The sequence below is a fragment of the Novosphingobium sp. genome (assembly GCF_049240505.1).
In the GTDB taxonomy this organism is placed as follows: Bacteria; Pseudomonadota; Alphaproteobacteria; order Sphingomonadales; family Sphingomonadaceae; genus Novosphingobium.
This window is the reverse complement of sequence record NZ_JBMLSM010000040.1, coordinates 16,744-34,406: the sequence shown is the minus strand read 5'-3', so window position 1 is coordinate 34,406 and position 17,663 is coordinate 16,744. Positions and strand designations below refer to the sequence as shown.

The window sequence follows — 17,663 nt, the reverse complement described above, 5'->3', positions numbered from 1 at the left end:
TCACCTTCTGGTGCCGCCGTTGCAGCGAACAATCGCGCTCGAACAGGTGGACGACATTTCCGTGGGCATCGCCAAACACCTGCACCTCGATGTGCCGGGGCGAGAGGATGTACTTCTCGATCAGCACCCGATCATCGCCGAACGAGGACGCCGCTTCACGACGGCATGACGCCAAACCTTCGGCAAAATCGGCAGAACTTTCCACCCGCCGCATACCCTTGCCGCCACCACCGGCCACGGCCTTGATCAGCACCGGATAGCCAATGGCATCGGCCTCAGCCTGCAACCGCTCAAGGCTCTGGTCCTCGCCCAGATAGCCCGGCGTCACCGGCACACCCGCCGCAATCATCCGCGCCTTTGCTGCATCCTTAAGCCCCATCGCGGTGATCGAAGCGGGCTTCGGTCCGACCCACACCAGCCCCGCATCGATCACGGCCTGCGCAAATTCGGCGTTCTCAGACAGGAAGCCATACCCCGGATGGATTGCTTCAGCGCCCGTGGCCTTGGCCGCAGCAATGATCCGCTCGCCCACCAGATAGCTTTCGCGCGCAGGCGAGGGGCCAATATGCACAGCCTCATCGGCAGAGCGTACATGCAGGGCATTGCGATCGGCGTCGGAATAGACAGCCACCGTGCGAATGCCCATGCGGCGTGCGGTGCGGATAACCCGGCAGGCGATTTCGCCACGATTGGCGATGAGGAGCGATTTGATCATAAAGCATCACCCGAAAAGTCCTCCCCGGAACGGGGAGGTGCCCCGCAGGGGCGGAGGGGCCGAAGGCTCTCAGCATAAGCCACAATCGAAGCCGCAGCTGTCCCCACATCCTTGAGTACATCAGCCGCCGGAATGCGCAGGACGGTCCAACCCAACGCGATCAAAGCAGCATCGCGCTTTTCATCCCGCTGCGGTCTGTCACCCATGTCATGCACGATGCCATCGATCTCGATAAGCAATCTGCGGTCAAGGCAAGCGAAGTCCGCTACATAACCCGCGACGGCAAACTGCCGACGAAACTTGATGCCAAGCGGCTTGCCGCGCAATTCGCGCCAAAGCAGCACTTCGGATAACGTCATCTCGCGCCGAAGTTTCCGCGCCGTCGCGGTCTGACTGGCAGATGCGCCGACAGTGCGGTGATGGGTTCGCGGCCTTTCGACCCCTCCGTCAGCGCTGCGCGCTGCCACGTCCCCGTTCCGGGGAGGATTTAGCAAATTGCTCCTCACATCCTGAACACCCCGAACCGGGGTGCCTCCGCAATCGGTGCTTGCAAACACACCTCAAGCGCCAACCCCAGCACATCTCTTGTCTGCACCGGATCGATCACCCCATCATCCCACAGCCGCGCGGTGGCGTAATAGGGATTGCCTTCGTCCTCATACTTCTGCCGCACCGGGGCCTTGAATGCTTCGGCCTCTTCCGGCGTCCACTTATCCGCATCGCGATGCACCGTTGCCAGCACGCTCGCGGCCTGCTCGCCACCCATCACGCTGATCCGCGCATTCGGCCATGTGAACAGGAACCGTGGCTGGTAAGCCCGCCCGCACATGCCATAGTTGCCCGCACCAAAGCTGCCGCCGATCAGCACGGTCAGCTTCGGCACTTGCGCCGTCGCCACCGCTGTCACCAACTTTGCGCCATGTTTTGCAATGCCTTCGGCTTCATACTTGCCACCAACCATGAAGCCCGAAATGTTCTGCAGGAACAGCAGCGGAATCTTGCGCTGGCAAGCCAGTTCGATGAAGTGCGCCCCCTTCTGTGCGCTTTCCGAAAACAGCACCCCGTTGTTGGCAAGGATCGCCACCGGCTTGCCCCAGATATGCGCAAAGCCGCAGACCAGCGTGCTGCCATACATCGCCTTGAACTCGTGGAACTCGCTCCCATCCACGATCCGCGCGATAACCTCGTGCACGTCATAAGGGGCGCGCACATCTTCGGGAATGATCGAGTACAGATCCTCCGCCGGATACAACGGCTCCCGCACGCCCGCAAAGGCGGGGGCCTCGGGCGCATTCACGCTACCCAGATGCGAGACGATATCCCGCACAATCGTCAGCGCATGTTCGTCATTGTCGGCCAGATGATCCACCACGCCGCTCTTGCGTGCGTGCAGATCGCCGCCACCCAGCGCTTCGGCGGTAATCTCTTCGCCCGTCGCGGCTTTCACCAGCGGCGGCCCGGCCAGAAAGATCGTGCCCTGTTCTTTCACGATCACCGATTCATCGCTCATCGCCGGAACATAGGCCCCACCAGCCGTGCACGATCCCATCACGCTGGCAATCTGCGGAATGCCCAGCGCACTCATGTTCGCCTGATTATAGAAGAACCGCCCGAAGTGATCGCGATCAGGAAAAACCTCGGCCTGATTGGGCAGGTTCGCCCCGCCGCTGTCCACCAGATAGACGCAGGGCAGCCGATTTTCCTGAGCGATTTCCTGCGCTCGCAAATGCTTCTTCACAGTCATCGGGAAGTACGTGCCGCCCTTGACCGTCGCATCGTTGGCAAAGATCATGCACTGGCGGCCCGAGACACGCCCCACGCCTGCAATGATCCCGGCGCCCGGCACTTCATCCCCATACAGACCGTTCGCGGCAAGCTGCCCGATCTCAAGGAACGGCGAACCGGGGTCGAGCAATCGCTCCACCCGGTCACGCGGCAGCAGCTTCCCGCGTGAGACGTGCCGCTCGCGGCTGCGCTCATCACCGCCGAGAGCCGCCCTGGCGACCTTTGACCGAAGCTCTTGCGCCAGCGCGCGGTTGTGCGCCGCGCGCGCCTGCGCCTGTTCGGATGAAAGGTCGATATTGCTCGGGATAACCGGTGCGCTCAACGCCTGCTGCCTTTCAGATGCTTGGCGAAGAAGGGCAGCACATGCGTGCCGAACCGTTCCTTCACCCGGTTGCCGTGGTCGCCGACATAGATTTCCCAGTCGTGCGCTATGCCGAAACGGGTCAGCGTTTCGTGGATCAGTTCATCGTCCGCCCGCACGAAATCGGTGTCGCCAGTATCGATGGCGATGCCGCTCATCCGTCGCAGGGCAGGCAAATATTGCGATGCCATCGCGACGGGTGAGTTAGCCGCCCACTTGGCGATGACTAGTTCGTTGACCTTGCCCTCGCTCGTCCCAAGATCGGCAAAGAACGGCGGTTTTCCGGGATTGGGCGACCATGCCGCCGCCACGGCAAAGTTGCCTCTGCTCATCCAGTCCGCCGTCAGCGCCTGATCCACGGTCCAGCTTTCGTACTTCGGGTCTGCGGAAGAGGCGGGTCGCGGAATCTGGCAGCACGGGTTCATGGCATAAAGCGCGCCGAATACGTCGGGCCGCTTCATTCCCAGCTTCAGCGTGCCGTAACCGCCCATCGAATGTCCGGAAAGGCCGCGCGCCTCTCTGCTCGCCACGGTGCGAAAGGTCTTGTCGGTCCACGCCACCAGATCGTTGGCGATGAAATCCTCGAAGTTCCCGACCGTGGGCGAATTCGAATACATCGATCCGCCCCACTTGGTCATGCTGTCAGGCACCACGACGATCACTTCCGCGCCTGCGGCTTTCAAGGCAGCTTCGAAATCGGTCCGCTCGACATATTGGTCTGCCGTAGAGTTGTAGCCGTGCAGGAAATAGACCACCGGGTAACGGCGGCCCTTCGCCTTGTCATAGCTGTCGGGCAGAAACACATAGACGGTGCGATCCGCCGAATTGCCTTCAAGGTTACCTTCAAGGGAAGCGCTGTGAACGGTCGTTTTTTCCACCCGCGCCAGTGCGGGTTGGCCAAGGCCAGCCAGCGCTAAACAGGCAATGGCCACATAGGCAGGGATCGTCTTCAGGCGCATCATTCTCTCCGCAGTTGCTTTTATCGCGCGCCGATCAGCTCCCTGCCGATCAGCATCCTGCGGATTTCATTGGTTCCGGCGCCAATGTCCAGCAACTTGGCATCGCGCAGATAGCGTTCCACCGGCCAGTCCTTGGTGTAGCCCGCGCCGCCTAGCGCCTGCACCGCCTCGCCTGAAACGCGGAAGGCGTTCTCGCTGGCCAGCAGGATCGCGCCTGCCGCGTCGAAGCGCGTGGTCTGCCCGGCATCGCAGGCCTTTGCCACGGCATAGACATAGGCGCGCGCCGATTGCATCGCCACATACATGTCGGCAATCTTGGCCTGCATAAGCTGGAAGGTGCCAATCGGCTGGCCGAACTGCTTGCGCTCCCGCACATAGGGAATCACCGTATCAAGGCAGGCCTGCATGATGCCGATCTGCATCCCGGCCAGAACCACGCGCTCATAGTCCAGACCGCTCATCAGCACGCCCACGCCGCCGTGCAGAGGCCCCATCACGTTCTCTTCCGGCACGAAGCAATCGTCGAAAACCAGTTCACAGGTGGGTGATCCGCGCAGGCCCATCTTGTCGATCTTCTGGCCGATGGAAAAGCCTGCCATGTCCTTTTCAATCAGGAAGGCGGTAATGCCCCGGCTGCCCGCTTCGGGTGATGTCTTGGCATAGACCACCAGCGTATCGGCATAAGTGCCGTTGGTGATCCAGAACTTGGTGCCGTTCAACCGGAACCCGCCCGACACTGGTTCCGCCCGCAGCTTCATCGAAACCACGTCCGACCCCGCGCCCGCTTCCGACATGGCAAGGCTGCCCACATGCTCGCCCGAAATCAGCTTGGGCAGATACTTCGCCTTCTGATCGTCGTTGCCCCAGCGACGGATCTGGTTGACGCAAAGGTTGGAATGCGCGCCATAGGAAAGACCGACAGACCCACTTGCCCGGCTCACTTCTTCCACCGCGATCACGTGGTCCAGATAGCCCAGGCCCAGCCCGCCGAACTCTTCTTCCACCGTGATGCCATGCAGGCCCAGCGCGCCCATCGGCTCCCACAACTCGCGCGGGAAGCGGTCGTCGCGGTCGATCTCGGCGGCAAGCGGGGCGATCTGTTCATCCGCAAAGCGACCTGCCGCTTCACGGATCATCAGGGCGCTTTCGGTCAGTCCGAAGTCGAAATCGGGCGTGGCGCGCATCGTGGCATCCTTTCGCAAACTTTTCAGGCAAAGACTATCATCACCAAACCTTTGCTCAAAATTGATTTGTATCGCGGTTTACGATAGGTTTTTCCTATGATGAAGCGTGCGCACCTTCGGCAGTTTCTGGCCGTTGTCGAAACTGGCAATTTCACCCGTGCGGCAGAGCGTCTGGCCATTTCCCAGCCCACGCTTTCCGCTGCCATTGCCGAACTGGAACGTCTGGCCGGGGCGCGGCTTTTCCTGCGCGAACGCAGGCAGGTCCGCCTGACGGATGCGGGCGCACGCCTCGTCAATCATGCCCGCGCGATAGAACGCGAATTTCGCGCCGCCGAAGCGGCCTTCGCCGATGCGCCCGCGCCGCTTAAGCCCTTGCGCCTCGGCGTGCTGCCTTCGGTCGCTACGTCCATGCTTTCGGCAACCGTCCGCCGCTGGACGGGGGCGCAGCCGCTTTCGCTGTCCGAAGGTGCCGATGCGGAACTGCGCCGCAAACTGGGGGAAGGGCAGATAGACGCTGCGATCACGCTGCTCCGCCCCGAAGATGCAGACCGGCCTTCACTGTCCTTGCTTGACGAAGGCTATCGCCTGCTGATGGCTGCAGATCATCCGCTCGCCACAGCGGCGGTCCTCGATGCGCGCGATGTTGCCGCCGAAACCATGATTGCTCGTCGTTCCTGCGAAGTGCTTGGCGAAACAAGCCGATGGTTCACCCAGCGCGGCGTTCGCCCGCCATTCTTCCTGCGATCATCAAACGACGATCGCTGCATGGAGATGGTTCGCGCGGGGATGGGGGTGACAACCGCACCGCAGTCCCTGATGCGAGATGGCGTGGTTGCGGTTGCCCTGGCCGATTACGATTTCCGCCGCACACTGGGGCTTATCGCCGCGCGTGAAAGGCCGGATCTGGCGAAAGAGGGTAGCCCTCTTGCCGAGGCCTGCGGCGCCGGTTTCAGCTAGGCGTCACTTCGCGGCGTAAAGCAGCCGCCCTTCACCCAATCTTGCAAGAACACCATCGATATCCTTGTCTGAAAAGGCAAAGCACCCTTGGCTGCGCCCGATGCGACCCTGCGTTTGGGCCATCTCGTCGCTGACATAGTTGGCGGCATGGATCACAATGCCGCGTTCCATCGCCGCACTGTTCACGTCTTCCAGCCCGATCAGCCGCCGCGACCGGCCATGCTTGCCGCTATAGGCAGCGCCGGTCAGGAATGCGCCTGGGCTGGAGGCATATGAACCGTAACGGTTGGAGAAACGCTGCACCCAGCCGCTGTTTGCCGGGTCGGACCCGCTGCCATGCGAAACGAGGTGCGACGACAGCACTTTGCCGCCTTCGATATCGATCAGGTGGAACCGCGCCTCACGCGATGCCTTTGAAAAATCAACCAGCCCTACGAGATCGCGATTGCGAATATGTGCGCCATGCGCATCCAGCGCAGCTACCGCCCTTTGCACCATCAGCGGGCGGGTGGGGCGGGCGAACGGAGACACTTCGGGTTCACGCACCGGCGTAACGGCAAAGGCGGGCGCGCTGCCGAGCGGTCCGCCCACCATTGCGCTACCAGCCGTTGCAATCATGGCGCCTAAAAATTTGCGCCGCTCAGGAACCATTCTGCGAGACCCCGGTTAACCGTCCTTGGTCTGGCAAAATGTATGCGTTGCGTCACACCTGCAAGCGTGGCGGCGCGTCCTTGCGACGAGTCGTGCATGGACCGCCACCAGCGCCCCCTCCTATCCCGTCTGGCCTATCTCGTCTGGCCTATCCCGACTGGTTTGATGTCCATGACCGCGATAGGACACTGGAATGACCGGCCAGACCAACAAGCGCAACATTGATCCCGAACGCCGTGCAGAGATTGGCCGCGAACGTCGTGCCCGCACCCGCGCGCGCATCCTTGCCGTTACTTTCGACCTTTTTGGCCGCGAAAACGGCCTGTACACCCGGGTCGAGGAAGTGTGCGAGGCTGCGGGTGTCGCCCGGCAGACGTTCTACAACCACTTCAGGGGCATGGATGATCTGCGCGATGCGCTCGCTTACGAAGTCAGCCATGATTTCCTCGTGGCGGTCACCGCTGCGCTCGATACCCTGCCCGATGCCGCCTGCCGGACAGCGGCGGCGATCCGCTACTATCTGGGGCGGGGCAGGGTCGATCCGCAGTGGGCGTGGTCCATCGTCAATCTCTCCGCCAGCGGTTTCGTGTTCGGTGCCGAAACCTTCGCGCAGGCTCGTAAGACTGTGGCGGAAGGCATTGAAGCAAAAGCCTTTGATCTTGGCGATGATCGCATTGGTCGCAACATGGTGATGGGGACCGCGCTGTCTTCGTTGTTCACCCAATTGCGCGAGGAAACGCCGGAAACCTATCCGGCTGACGTGGCAAAGGCGGTCCTCGCCGGACTTGGTTGCCCATCCCACCATGCCCGCCAATGCGCGGAAATGCCTCTCCCGCCACTGTAATCACGTCTGCGGAACAACTGCATTCCGGCACTTGACTCCGTGTGCCTGCCTCCCTTATCAAAATGGACATAATGTAATAATTGAAATGGGAGAGCGATATGCGCATTGCGATGGCGCTGATGCTCGTCTGCGGCGTTGCCGGTTCAACCGGCGCTGCGCTCGCGGCGGCAAAAGCTTCTGATCCGGCACCGTCAGGCCGCCCGCCAGAGCGGGTCTACGCGGTAACCTGCGGCTATTGCCACGGGCACAATGTCGGTCCGATCATCCTCGGTCGTGGCATTCCGGCGGCAACTGTGCAGGCGATGGTTCGCGGCGGCAGGGGCGCCATGCCCGCCTTCCGCCCCACCGAAATCACCAATGCCGAACTTGCCGCGCTCAGCCGCTGGATCGAAAAATCCAAAGCCAATCCGAAGGAGCACGGCAAATGACCGGTGGCGTTTCCCGCAGAGATCTGATCCGCGCCGGTGCCGCAGGCGCAGCGCTTGCGTCCACCCGCGCTTTCGCCAATCCGCTTGATGGCCCGCGCATGATGCCGCCCGGCATTGGCAGCGATCGGTTCGCCGCTGCGGTTAAGGACTTGCGCGCAGTCGTCGGGGCCGAATGGGTCTTCGCCGATGCTGAAAGCACGCTGCCCTATGCCAGCACGTTCACGCCGGACCCGGATGGAAAGCACCTGCCATCGGGCGCCGTGGCCCCCGCCTCGGTGGAAGAAGTGCAGGCGGTTCTGAAAGTGGCCAACACATATGGCCTGCCGCTATGGCCCGTCTCCACCGGCAAGAACATGGGCTATGGCAATGCCACCCCCGCCACATCCGGCCAGATGGTGCTCGATCTCAAGCGGATGAACCGCATCATCGAAGTCGATGCCGAACTTGGCACGGCACTTGTGGAACCGGGCGTAACCTATCAGGATCTTCACGATTATCTGCAGGCCAACAATCTGCCCTACTGGATAGATGTGCCCACGGTCGGCCCGATCGTTTCCCCGCTGGGCAATACGCTGGAACGCGGCGTCGGCTACACCCCCTATGGCGATCATTTCTTCATGCAGTGCGGCATGGAAGTGGTGCTGGCCGATGGCACAGTGGTTCGCACCGGCATGGGCAGCGTAAAGAACTCCACCACCTGGCAGGCGTTCAAATGGGGTTACGGCCCCTATATCGATGGGCTGTTCACCCAGTCCAACTTCGGCGTCGTCACCAAGCTGGGCATGTGGCTCATGCCCGCACCGCCGGTCTACAAACCATTCATGGTGCGCCATATGGAAGTGGCCGATGTGGCAAAGATCGTCGATGCGATCCGCCCGTTCCGCATGAACAACCTGATCCCCAACTGCGTGCTGATGATGGGCGCGGCCTACCAGCTCGCCATGTTCAAACGGCGTGACGAGATCTGGACCGAAAAGCGCTCCGTCACGGATGAAGCGATCAAGGCCGAGGCGGTGAAGAACGGCCTAGGCATGTGGAACACCTACTTCGCGCTCTATGGCACGGACGAGATTATTGCCGCTGTGGAACCCATCGTGCGGGGCGCTTTCGAGGCGACAGGCGGTGAAGTGCTGACCGAAAAGGAAATGTCCGGCAATCCGTGGTTCGAACATCACAAGTCCTTGATGCGCGGCGGATTGACGCTTGAGGAAATCGGCATCGTGCGCTGGCGCGGCCCCGGTGGCGGGATGATCTGCTTCGCCCCGGTTGCGCCCGCGAAGGGCGCTGAGACCGCCGCGCAAACCGCACTCGCCAAGGAAATTCTGGGCAAGTACGATTTCGATTACAACGGCGCATTCGCCATCGGCGGGCGCGAACTGCACCACCTGATTTTCCTGCTGTTCGACAAGGACGACCCGGCAGAAGAGCGTAAGGCGCAAGCCTGCACCGAAGAGATGATCCATCGCTTCGGGGAAAAGGGCTGGGCCGCCTATCGCACTTCTGTCAGCACGATGGACCTCGTTGCCAGCCAGTATGGCGAGGCGAACCGGATGCTCAACAAGCGCCTCAAGGCTGCGCTCGACCCCAACGGCGTTATTGCGCCCGGCAAGTCCGGGATCGCGTTGTGATCGGCCCCAGCGCCCCGGTAGACCTGTTTTCCGATGCCGTTCTGGCCGATCCCGCTCCGACCTTGCGCCAGCTTCGCGATATCGGCTCGGCGGTCTGGCTGCCAGCAACCGGTGCGTGGTTCATCGGGCGCTTTGCCGATGTGCGCAGCGCGCTCAACGATTGGCAGACGTTCTCCTCGGCGCAGGGCATCGGTTTCAACCCTACGATCAACGCCGCTTGGGATCAGGCGCTGATCTGTCAGGATCCACCGGTCCACACGACGCGGCGCAAGCTGATGATGGAGGTGCTCAGCCCTGTCGCGCTGAAGCCCGTGGCCGAAACCATTGATCAGCGGGCCGAAGCGCTGGTGGACCGGCTTTTGGAGATGGGCCAGTTCGATGGCGTCACCGATTTTGCCCACGATCTGCCGGTTGGCGTGGTGATGGACCTGATCGGTTGGCCCCACGATGTGCGCCCGCGCCTGCTCGAACTGGCCGACGGTTCGTGGAACGCTGCCGGGCCAGACAATGCGCGGATGCAATCGGGCATGGCACAGCTTGGCCAGATGATGGACCTTCTCGCTGAAATCTATGCAGAAAATCGCGTTGTGCCGGGAGGCTTCGCCTCGCGCCTGATCGCTTCGGCCCATGCCGGAGAAATCGCCGCTGAAACTGCCATCGGGATGCTTGCAGGCTATGTCGTCGCGGCATTTGAAACGACGATTTCCGCAATGGCTGCTGGGCTTTACCTATTCGCCAGCAATCCAGGCGAATGGCATAAGCTGCGCGCCAATCCGGCCCTGGCATTGGGCGCGGCGAACGAGATCGTCCGCCTTGAAACCCCGCTCCAGCACTTCGGCAGGGTGACCACGCGTGAGGCGGCGCTGTCTGATGGTTCGATCATCCCCCCGGAAAGCCGCGTGATCATATCCTACGCCAGCGCCAATCGCGACGAACGGCACTATGCCGAACCGGACTTTTTTCGCATCGACCGGCGCGAAAAACAGAACCTTGGCTTCGGGCACGGCCCTCACGGCTGCGCGGGACAGGGGCTGGCGCGGATGGAACTCGTTGCGGTGTTCACCGCGCTGGCAGGGCGTGTGGACCGTCTGGAGCTTGCCGGATCGCCGACGCGCAGTCTTAACAATATCGCACGCGGGTTTGGCAGGCTGCCCATTCGCGTCATCGCAGGCTGACGGCCTTCCGTCGCAACGCAATTGTCTACAAAATCAATTGAGTTATTTAAGATGCATGTCGGGACGTAATCCGAGTCGACCGGCTTTCCGTTTCAGGAGACAGCACTGATGACTCAACAACGCTCGTTCGCGGCGGGGAAAGACCCGCTTGTGCTTACCGTGCCGGGCCTCAACAACAGCGGGCCGGGGCACTGGCAAACGCTTTGGGAACAGGAACTTGGCAATGTCCAGCGGGTCGATCTCGGCCTGTGGGACGATCCGCACCGCAACACCTGGGTGAACAAGATCAACCTTGCCGTGCACCGCGCCGACCGCCCCGTCGTGCTGGTCGCGCACAGCCTCGGCTGCCTTGCCGTGGCGTGGTGGGCCGAGTTCGAAAAGCCCAGCGATGACAAGGTGGTAGGTGCGCTTCTCGTCGCTCCGCCCGATGTCGAGGTACGCCCGATAGACCGCCGCCTGACGCGCTTTGCGCCATTCCCGCATGGAGAACTGCCGTTCCCCTCGATCCTCGTTGCCAGCCGCAATGATCCCTACATGGGCATCGGTCAGGCGCGGAATCTTGCGCGGGCTTGGGGCAGCCGCTTTGCCGATGCGGGTGAGGCGGGACACATCAATGCGGAATCCGGCCTTGGCGATTGGGCCTTTGGGCAATTGCTGCTCAACCAGTTGCTGCCCGACGCTTTCGGGTTGGAGAAGTCCGCCACGCGCGCGCCGGTTGGGAATTTCCAACCCGACCGTTCGCTGCGCCGTCTTGGTGCGTGATGGTCAGGCCGGACCGGCCTTTGGACCGGTCCGGTCAACCTCGAATCCGTAAGTGGCATTTTGCCAGCGAAATCCGGGTGTTAGGGGACTGTTCCAGTCGTCTGTGTGCATCTCTGTGTCATCTAGGTGCATCTTGGTGCACTTCAGGAATTGCCATTTTCCGTCCTCTGGGAAGAACGAAAGGGACGAAATTATTGAATGACGCCAATTGGATAGTTCGCAGGTGTATGCTTCCAACGTCAGATCGCGGCGGTTCCAATCGATCCAGGTGATTTCGTTGTCCTGCGCATAGGCATTGTTGTTCCCGCGCTGGCTTCGTCCGAATTCGTCGCCGGCTGTCAGCATGATCGATCCGGTGGAGACGAACAGTGTGCCGAGCAGCGCGCGGGCATAGGCGGCGCGCGCGGCGATGATCGAGGGATTATCGGTTTTGCCTTCTATCCCGTTGTTCCAGCTGAAATTTTCGCCGTGACCATCGCGATTTTCCTCACCGTTCGCCCAATTGCGACGTTCCTCATAGGCCAGCGTGTCTGCCAGCGTGAAACCGTCGTGTGCGGCAAGGAAGTTGACCGAGCGGCAGTCCTTGCCGAAAATGTCCGAAGATCCGGCGATCCGCGTTGCCAGCAGGCCCAGCCCCGCCTCTCCTTTCCAGAAGCGGCGCACATCGTCACGAAATCTATCGTTCCATTCCAGCCAGTTGGGTGGGAAAGCTCCCAACTGGTATCCGCCGGGGCCGATATCCCACGGTTCGGCAATCATTATCCGGTCGGCCAGCAGCGGATCGGCGGCGATTTCCGCAAAGATCGGTGCGTCCGCCGCAAAGCCCGGACTGCGCGCCATGATCGGGGCGAGGTCGAAGCGAAAACCGTCGACGCCGCAATGGTTTACGAAATGTCGCAAGGTGTCCAGCGCCAATTCGCGGACGGCGGGATTGCCGAAATCCAGCGTGTTTCCACAACCCGTATCGTTGATCAGCTTGCCATCGGGCGCTTTGGCATAGGCGGCATCGTCAAGCCCGCGCAGCGAGATCACGGGGCCGAGAACGTCGGATTCTCCGCTGTGATTCAAAACGATATCAAGGATAACGCCGATGCCTTCGGCGCGCAGGGTGGCCACCGTATCGCGCAGTTCCGCCACGCCGCCGGGGCAAAGGCGCGGGTCGAGCGCCATCATCGCGACGGGGTTGTATCCCCATGCGTTGGTGAGGCCGAGCGGGGGCAGGTGGCGCTCGTCAATCCACGCAACGATGGGCATCAGTTCGATGGCGGATACGTGCAAGCGTTTGAAATGACGTATGATTGCCGGATGGGCAAGGGCCGCGATGGTGCCCCTGATCGCTTCAGGCACATCGGGATGCAGCATCGTAAAGCCGCGCACGTTGAGTTCGTAAATCAGCCCGCCGTGTCGGAACAGGCGCGGTGCAGGCGTGACGGGCGTTGGCGCGGTGACAATGGATTTTGGAACTATTGCAGCAGTATCAACGCCATAGGTGGACAAACTGGGATTGTAGGCGAAGGGCTTGTCCAGTTCGAGCGCATAGGGATCGACCAGCAGCTTGGCCGGATCGAACCATAGCCCGGCGGGTGGGTTCCATTCGCCCGATGCACGGTAGCCATAGCGGGTTCCGCGCAAATCTCCTGCTATTTCAAAGCTCCAGTTGTCCCCATCGCGTGTCATCGGCACACGCTGTTCGTTGCCGCCTTCGAACAGACAGAGCGTCAGTGCTTCGGCGCGGGGAGAGCGGACGGTAAAGCGGGTCTTTCCGTCCGCTATCGATGTGCCCGGCCTCACGTCACCACATCGGGCGCAGTGCGACCAGTGTGGCGGGTGATGCCTGCAATTGCGTCTGCCGCTGAGATCAAATCGGCAAGCATATCAGGGGTTTCGCGGTCCAGATCACCGCCCGCTGGCTCATAGCGTTCCAGATAGACGCGCAAGGTTGCGCCTTCGGTGCCGGTGCCGGAGAGGCGGAACACGACGCGCGATCCGCCGACGAACATCACGCGCACGCCTTGGTTGCTGCTGGTCGAACCGTCGACGGGATCGAGGTAGGAGAAGTTGTCCGCCTGCGCAATTTCCAGCGATCCGAAGGACTTGCCCGGCAGGGTTGGTAACGATGAATTGAGTTCTGCCATCAGCGCGTCGGCGTTGTCGGTCGGCAGTGCCTCATAATCGTGGCGGGCGTAATAGTTGCGCCCAAACTTCGCCCAGTGTTCGCGTGCCAGCGCATCGACGCTGATCTTGCGGACGGCGAGAATGTTGAGCCAGAGCAGCACGGCCCAAAGGCCATCCTTCTCGCGCACATGATCACTGCCGGTCCCGGCGCTTTCTTCGCCGCAGATCGTGGCCATGCCCGCGTCGAGCAGATTTCCGAAGAATTTCCAGCCAGTTGGCGTTTCAAAGCAGGGCAAGCCCAACGCTTCGGCCACGCGATCGGCGGCGGCGCTGGTCGGCATCGAGCGGGCAATGCCCTTCAGGCCCGCCGCATAACCCGGTGCGAGATGGGCGTTGGCGGCGAGCATGGCGAGACTGTCTGACGGGGTGATGAAGCGGTGCCGGCCGACGATCAGGTTGCGGTCACCATCGCCATCCGAAGCCGCGCCGAAATCGGGGGCTTGCGGATCGAACATCGTTTCGAACAGTTCGTGTGCGTGGACCATGTTGGGGTCCGGGTGGTGGCCGCCGAAGTCTTCCAGCGGCACGCCATTGCGGACGGTGCCTTTGGGGAAGCCAAGGCGATTTTCGAGGATTTCGGTGGCGTAAGGACCGGTAACGGCGCTCATCGCATCGAACGCCATCGTGAAACCGGCGTGAACCTGGCTGCGGATCGCGTTGAAATCGAACAGCGATTCCATCAGTTCAGCATAATCCGCTACGGAATCGATGACTTCGACGGTGAGGCCGCTGACTTGCGTTTGCCCGAGCGTATCAAGATCGACATCGGGCGCATCGACGGTCAACCAGCGGTCGATGGTCTGGGTGCGGGAGTAGATGGCCTCGGTCACGCCTTCGGGGGCGGGGCCGCCATTGGCGATGTTGTATTTGATGCCGAAGTCTTCATCCGGGCCGCCGGGGTTGTGGCTGGCTGAAAGGATCAGACCACCGCTCGCGCCATACTTGCGGATGACATTGGAAGCAGCCGGAGTGGACAGGATGCCGCCCTTGCCGACCAACACTTTGCCATAGCCATTGGCAGCGGCGATGCGGATGGTCTGCTGGATAACAGTGCGGTTGTGATAGCGCCCGTCTCCGCCGAGGACCAGGGTGCTGCCGGGCACGCGCTCCACCACATCGAAAACCGCCTGCACGAAGTTTTCCGCATAGTTCGGCTGCTGGAAAACCTTGACCTTCTTACGCAAACCAGAGGTTCCGGGCTTCTGACCGGAATAGGGCGTCGACGGAACGGTACGGGTCATTGGTCCTCCGCAATGAGGCTTTCGTAGATGTCGGCATAGGCCTGGCCTGAGCGGCTCCACGAAAAATCTGTTTTCATGCCAGCGCGTTGCATGGCACGCCACGTATCGCGTTGCCAGTAAAGTGTTACGGCACGGCTTATGGCATCGGCCAGCGCAGCATAGTGGACGCCTTCGAACTGCACGCCGGTGGCAACGCCGCCCATCACGGCGGCAAGGTTTGCGTCGATTACGGTATCGGCCAGCCCGCCAGTGCGCGCAACAACCGGCACGCAGCCATAGGCGAGGCCATAGAGTTGGGTGAGGCCGCAGGGTTCGAAGCGGCTTGGCACCAGGATAGCGTCACCGCCGCCCTGCATCCGGTGGGACAGGGCTTCGTCATAGCCGATGCGGACGCCGACCTTGCCGGGGTGGCGCATGGCTGCGGCGTGGAAGGCGTTCTCCATCGCCTTGTCGCCTGAGCCGAGCAGGGCAAGCCGTCCGCCAATGCCGACGAGATGGTCGATGCATTCGAGCAGGACATCGATGCCCTTTTGCCAAGTGAGGCGGGTGATCACGACAAAGAGTGGGCCATCGCCGGTTTCGAGGCCAAATTCGGACTCCAGCGCGCGCTTGTTTGCATCACGTTTGGTGAGCGATTTGACGCTGAATTTGGCTTTCAGCGCGGGATCAGTTTCCGGGTTCCACTGCGCCGTATCGATGCCGTTGACGATTCCGTGGACACGCTCTCCACGACTGACGATCAGGCCTTCGAGGCCCATGCCGAATTCGGGGGTGCGGATTTCGCGTGCATACGTAGGGCTGACGGTGGTGATCGCGCTGGCGGCTTCCAAGCCTGCTTTCAGGAAGCCGATGCCGCCGTGATATTCCACACCATCCATTGCGAAAGCGTGGGGGGGCAAGGCCAGCGCGGGGAACAGGTCTGCGCCGTAGTGGCCCTGAAATGCCATGTTGTGAATGGTCATGACCGAGGGGATGCGTTGCCCCCCTTGGCATGGCGCGAAGCGGAGGTAGGCAAGGGCCATTGCCGCCTGCCAATCGTGCGCGTGGACAAGATCGAAGTGGCGGCCCTTTACCGCGCCGCTGGCAACATCGGCGGCGGCCCGGCCAAAGGCGGCGAAGCGGCGCCAGTTGTCGGCCCAATCGCGGCCAGAGCTATCGACATAGGGGCTGCCATCGCGTTGGAAGAAGGCGGGGGCATCGACCACCAGCAACGGGTGCCCATCGATCTTGCCGCCGACCAGCCGCGCCTTTTCGCCCAGCAGGCTGTCCCATGTGTGCAGGGCGCGGGGGCGGGTGAGCGCTTTCATCACCGCCGGATAGCCGGGCAGGATGGTGGTCATCTCCACACCATGCGGGGCCACGGCTGAGGGCAGGGCGCCTGCCACATCGGCAAGACCGCCGGTCTTGATGAGCGGGACGGCCTCTGAGGCGACGGAGAGGACTTTTTTGGTCATACTATCATGTCAGTTCGTAACAGGCCCTCCCCCGGCCCCTCCCGCAGGCGGGAGGGGAGGAGGGGCGTGTGCTCATACCAATTGATCGATCATCCGTTTGGTGATCAGGCAGACGCCGCTTTCCGAGCGGCGGAAGCGGCGGGCATCGAGTTCGGGGTCTTCACCAACGACGAGGCCTTCTGGGATGCGAACGCCGGAATCGAGGATCACGCGGTTGAGCCGTGCACCGCGCCCGATATTGCAATAGGGCAGGATGACGGCTTCTTCGCAGCTTGAGAACGACCCCATCTTTACGCCTGTGAACAGCAGGCTGCGCTTGGCAATAGCGCCCGACACGATGCAATCCTGCGAGATGAGCGAGGAGATGGCCATGCCGCGACGGCCATCTTCATCGTGCACGAACTTGGCAGGCGCGGCGATGATCTGGTCGGTCCAGATCGGCCAGTCGCGGTCATACATGTTGAGCTTGGGCACGGTGTCGGTAAGATCGAGATTGGCTTCGAAATAGGCGTCCAGCGTGCCGACATCGCGCCAGTATTCCTCGATTTCCTCAGCCGCGCGAATGCAGGAATTGGTGAAGCGGTGGGCGACAGCTTTGCCGTTCTTGACGATCTTGGGAATGATGTCGTTGCCGAAATCGCGCGATGAATTGAGATCGTCGGCATCTTCCTGCAGCATCTGAAACAGGAACTTCGTTTCGAAGACGTAGATACCCATTGAAGCCAGCGCCATCTCCTCGTTGCCGGGAATGCCGGGCGGGTTGGCAGGCTTTTCGATGAAGTCGGTGATCGTGTCGGCCGTGTCCACCGCCATGACGCCAAACCCGGTGGCTTCCTTGCGCGGCACGACAAGGCAGCCGATGGTCACGTCTGCGCCGCTGTCGACATGCTGGCGCAGCATCAGTTCGTAGTCCATCTTGTAGATGTGGTCGCCCGCCAGAATGACCATGTATTTGGGCGCGTAGGAGGCGATAATGTCGATGTTCTGGAACACGGCGTCGGCGGTGCCTTCGTACCAGTGATCTTCTGATACGCGCTGCGAGGCGGGGAGAATGTCGAAGCTTTCGTTGCGTTCCGGGCGCATGAAATTCCACGCGCGCTGCATGTGGCGAATGAGCGAGTGCGCCTTGTATTGCGTGGCAACCCCGATGCGGCGGATGCCCGAATTGATGGCGTTCGAGAGGGCGAAATCGATGATGCGCGATTTGCCGCCGAAATAGACCGCAGGTTTGGCGCGGTTGTCGGTCAGTTCCTTCAACCTGCTGCCGCGACCGCCAGCAAGGACATAGGCCATCGCATCGCGCGCCAGCGGCTGAGAGTAAGTTTCACGCATCCCCGGTAGCCC

General features: G+C 61.7%; 16 protein-coding genes. 6 read left to right on the top strand and 10 right to left on the bottom strand.

The window, feature by feature from the left end:
• The 5 genes from ACOVQ0_RS03570 to ACOVQ0_RS03550 all read right to left on the bottom strand — a co-directional run.
• A partial coding sequence (locus ACOVQ0_RS03570; RefSeq protein WP_421880249.1) for a biotin carboxylase N-terminal domain-containing protein occupies positions 1-715 on the bottom strand: 715 nt, incomplete at its 3' end.
• Positions 712-1,074: an endonuclease domain-containing protein gene (locus tag ACOVQ0_RS03565; RefSeq protein WP_421880247.1), complete on the bottom strand. Its 363-nt coding sequence runs from the start codon at positions 1,072-1,074 to the stop codon at positions 712-714. The genes ACOVQ0_RS03565 and ACOVQ0_RS03570, both read right to left, overlap by 4 nt.
• Positions 1,075-1,217: 143 nt before the next feature.
• Entirely contained in the window at positions 1,218-2,822 is a 1,605-nt protein-coding gene (locus ACOVQ0_RS03560; RefSeq protein ID WP_421880245.1) for a carboxyl transferase domain-containing protein, read from the bottom strand.
• Positions 2,819-3,823: an alpha/beta hydrolase gene (locus tag ACOVQ0_RS03555; RefSeq protein WP_421880243.1), complete on the bottom strand. Its 1,005-nt coding sequence runs from the start codon at positions 3,821-3,823 to the stop codon at positions 2,819-2,821. Before ACOVQ0_RS03555 ends, ACOVQ0_RS03560 begins: the two co-directional genes overlap by 4 nt.
• A 17-nt stretch (positions 3,824-3,840) precedes the next feature.
• Positions 3,841-5,004 (bottom strand): isovaleryl-CoA dehydrogenase, encoded by a 1,164-nt coding sequence (locus tag ACOVQ0_RS03550; protein WP_421880241.1) that lies wholly within the window; start codon positions 5,002-5,004, stop codon positions 3,841-3,843.
• 96 nt (positions 5,005-5,100) lie between these two features.
• On the opposite strand from ACOVQ0_RS03550, the gene ACOVQ0_RS03545 reads away from it, so the two are divergent.
• Positions 5,101-5,961 (top strand): LysR family transcriptional regulator, encoded by an 861-nt coding sequence (locus ACOVQ0_RS03545; protein ID WP_421880239.1) that lies wholly within the window; start codon positions 5,101-5,103, stop codon positions 5,959-5,961.
• Between the two features lie 3 nt (positions 5,962-5,964).
• Here the strand turns inward: ACOVQ0_RS03545 and ACOVQ0_RS03540 are convergent, their stop codons facing one another.
• Positions 5,965-6,579 carry a murein L,D-transpeptidase catalytic domain family protein gene (locus ACOVQ0_RS03540; protein WP_421880237.1) on the bottom strand — a complete coding sequence of 205 codons (615 nt, stop codon included), beginning with the start codon at positions 6,577-6,579 and terminating at the stop codon, positions 5,965-5,967.
• Positions 6,580-6,805: 226 nt separating this feature from the next.
• On the opposite strand from ACOVQ0_RS03540, the gene ACOVQ0_RS03535 reads away from it, so the two are divergent.
• From ACOVQ0_RS03535 to ACOVQ0_RS03515, 5 genes are all read left to right on the top strand, one after another.
• On the top strand, positions 6,806-7,456 hold the full coding sequence (locus tag ACOVQ0_RS03535; protein ID WP_421880235.1) for a TetR/AcrR family transcriptional regulator: 651 nt from the start codon (positions 6,806-6,808) through the stop codon (positions 7,454-7,456).
• Positions 7,457-7,554: 98 nt separating this feature from the next.
• Positions 7,555-7,884 (top strand): c-type cytochrome, encoded by a 330-nt coding sequence (locus tag ACOVQ0_RS03530; protein ID WP_421880233.1) that lies wholly within the window; start codon positions 7,555-7,557, stop codon positions 7,882-7,884.
• Positions 7,881-9,512 (top strand): FAD-binding oxidoreductase, encoded by a 1,632-nt coding sequence (locus ACOVQ0_RS03525; protein WP_421880231.1) that lies wholly within the window; start codon positions 7,881-7,883, stop codon positions 9,510-9,512. The genes ACOVQ0_RS03530 and ACOVQ0_RS03525 overlap by 4 nt, the downstream gene beginning before the upstream one ends.
• On the top strand, positions 9,509-10,687 hold the full coding sequence (locus tag ACOVQ0_RS03520; protein ID WP_421880229.1) for a cytochrome P450: 1,179 nt from the start codon (positions 9,509-9,511) through the stop codon (positions 10,685-10,687). Before ACOVQ0_RS03525 ends, ACOVQ0_RS03520 begins: the two co-directional genes overlap by 4 nt.
• Positions 10,688-10,795: 108 nt before the next feature.
• Positions 10,796-11,449 carry an RBBP9/YdeN family alpha/beta hydrolase gene (locus ACOVQ0_RS03515; RefSeq protein WP_421880227.1) on the top strand — a complete coding sequence of 218 codons (654 nt, stop codon included), beginning with the start codon at positions 10,796-10,798 and terminating at the stop codon, positions 11,447-11,449.
• A 3-nt stretch (positions 11,450-11,452) separates the two neighbouring features.
• On the opposite strand, the gene glgX is transcribed toward ACOVQ0_RS03515, so the two are convergent.
• The 4 genes from glgX to glgC all read right to left on the bottom strand — a co-directional run bounded on the left by glgX (position 11,453) and on the right by glgC (position 17,651).
• Positions 11,453-13,240, bottom strand: coding sequence for a glycogen debranching protein GlgX (glgX, locus tag ACOVQ0_RS03510; RefSeq protein WP_421880225.1), 1,788 nt, complete (start codon positions 13,238-13,240; stop codon positions 11,453-11,455).
• The gene (locus tag ACOVQ0_RS03505; RefSeq protein ID WP_421880223.1) at positions 13,237-14,865 is read right to left on the bottom strand and encodes an alpha-D-glucose phosphate-specific phosphoglucomutase; all 1,629 of its coding nucleotides are present in this window, start codon (positions 14,863-14,865) and stop codon (positions 13,237-13,239) included. The genes glgX and ACOVQ0_RS03505 overlap by 4 nt, the downstream gene beginning before the upstream one ends.
• Complete coding sequence (glgA, locus tag ACOVQ0_RS03500; protein ID WP_421880221.1) at positions 14,862-16,319, bottom strand: glycogen synthase GlgA; 1,458 nt, start codon at positions 16,317-16,319, stop codon at positions 14,862-14,864. Before glgA ends, ACOVQ0_RS03505 begins: the two co-directional genes overlap by 4 nt.
• Positions 16,320-16,391: 72 nt before the next feature.
• The gene (gene glgC, locus ACOVQ0_RS03495) at positions 16,392-17,651 is read right to left on the bottom strand and encodes a glucose-1-phosphate adenylyltransferase (protein WP_421880219.1); all 1,260 of its coding nucleotides are present in this window, start codon (positions 17,649-17,651) and stop codon (positions 16,392-16,394) included.
• Positions 17,652-17,663: the final 12 nt, after the last annotated feature.

What these genes read in the sequence shown, in the direction of transcription:
- ACOVQ0_RS03505 (WP_421880223.1), bottom strand. Translation starts at nt 14,865, where the DNA reads ATGACCCGTACCGTTCCGTCGACGCCCTATTCCGGTCAGAAGCCCGGA.
- ACOVQ0_RS03555 (WP_421880243.1), bottom strand. Translation starts at nt 3,823, where the DNA reads ATGATGCGCCTGAAGACGATCCCTGCCTATGTGGCCATTGCCTGTTTA.
- ACOVQ0_RS03565 (WP_421880247.1), bottom strand. Translation starts at nt 1,074, where the DNA reads ATGACGTTATCCGAAGTGCTGCTTTGGCGCGAATTGCGCGGCAAGCCG.
- ACOVQ0_RS03525 (WP_421880231.1), top strand. Translation starts at nt 7,881, where the DNA reads ATGACCGGTGGCGTTTCCCGCAGAGATCTGATCCGCGCCGGTGCCGCA.
- ACOVQ0_RS03535 (WP_421880235.1), top strand. Translation starts at nt 6,806, where the DNA reads ATGACCGGCCAGACCAACAAGCGCAACATTGATCCCGAACGCCGTGCA.
- ACOVQ0_RS03530 (WP_421880233.1), top strand. Translation starts at nt 7,555, where the DNA reads ATGCGCATTGCGATGGCGCTGATGCTCGTCTGCGGCGTTGCCGGTTCA.
- ACOVQ0_RS03540 (WP_421880237.1), bottom strand. Translation starts at nt 6,579, where the DNA reads ATGATTGCAACGGCTGGTAGCGCAATGGTGGGCGGACCGCTCGGCAGC.
- ACOVQ0_RS03515 (WP_421880227.1), top strand. Translation starts at nt 10,796, where the DNA reads ATGACTCAACAACGCTCGTTCGCGGCGGGGAAAGACCCGCTTGTGCTT.
- glgA (WP_421880221.1), bottom strand. Translation starts at nt 16,319, where the DNA reads ATGACCAAAAAAGTCCTCTCCGTCGCCTCAGAGGCCGTCCCGCTCATC.
- ACOVQ0_RS03545 (WP_421880239.1), top strand. Translation starts at nt 5,101, where the DNA reads ATGATGAAGCGTGCGCACCTTCGGCAGTTTCTGGCCGTTGTCGAAACT.
- glgC (WP_421880219.1), bottom strand. Translation starts at nt 17,651, where the DNA reads ATGCGTGAAACTTACTCTCAGCCGCTGGCGCGCGATGCGATGGCCTAT.
- ACOVQ0_RS03550 (WP_421880241.1), bottom strand. Translation starts at nt 5,004, where the DNA reads ATGCGCGCCACGCCCGATTTCGACTTCGGACTGACCGAAAGCGCCCTG.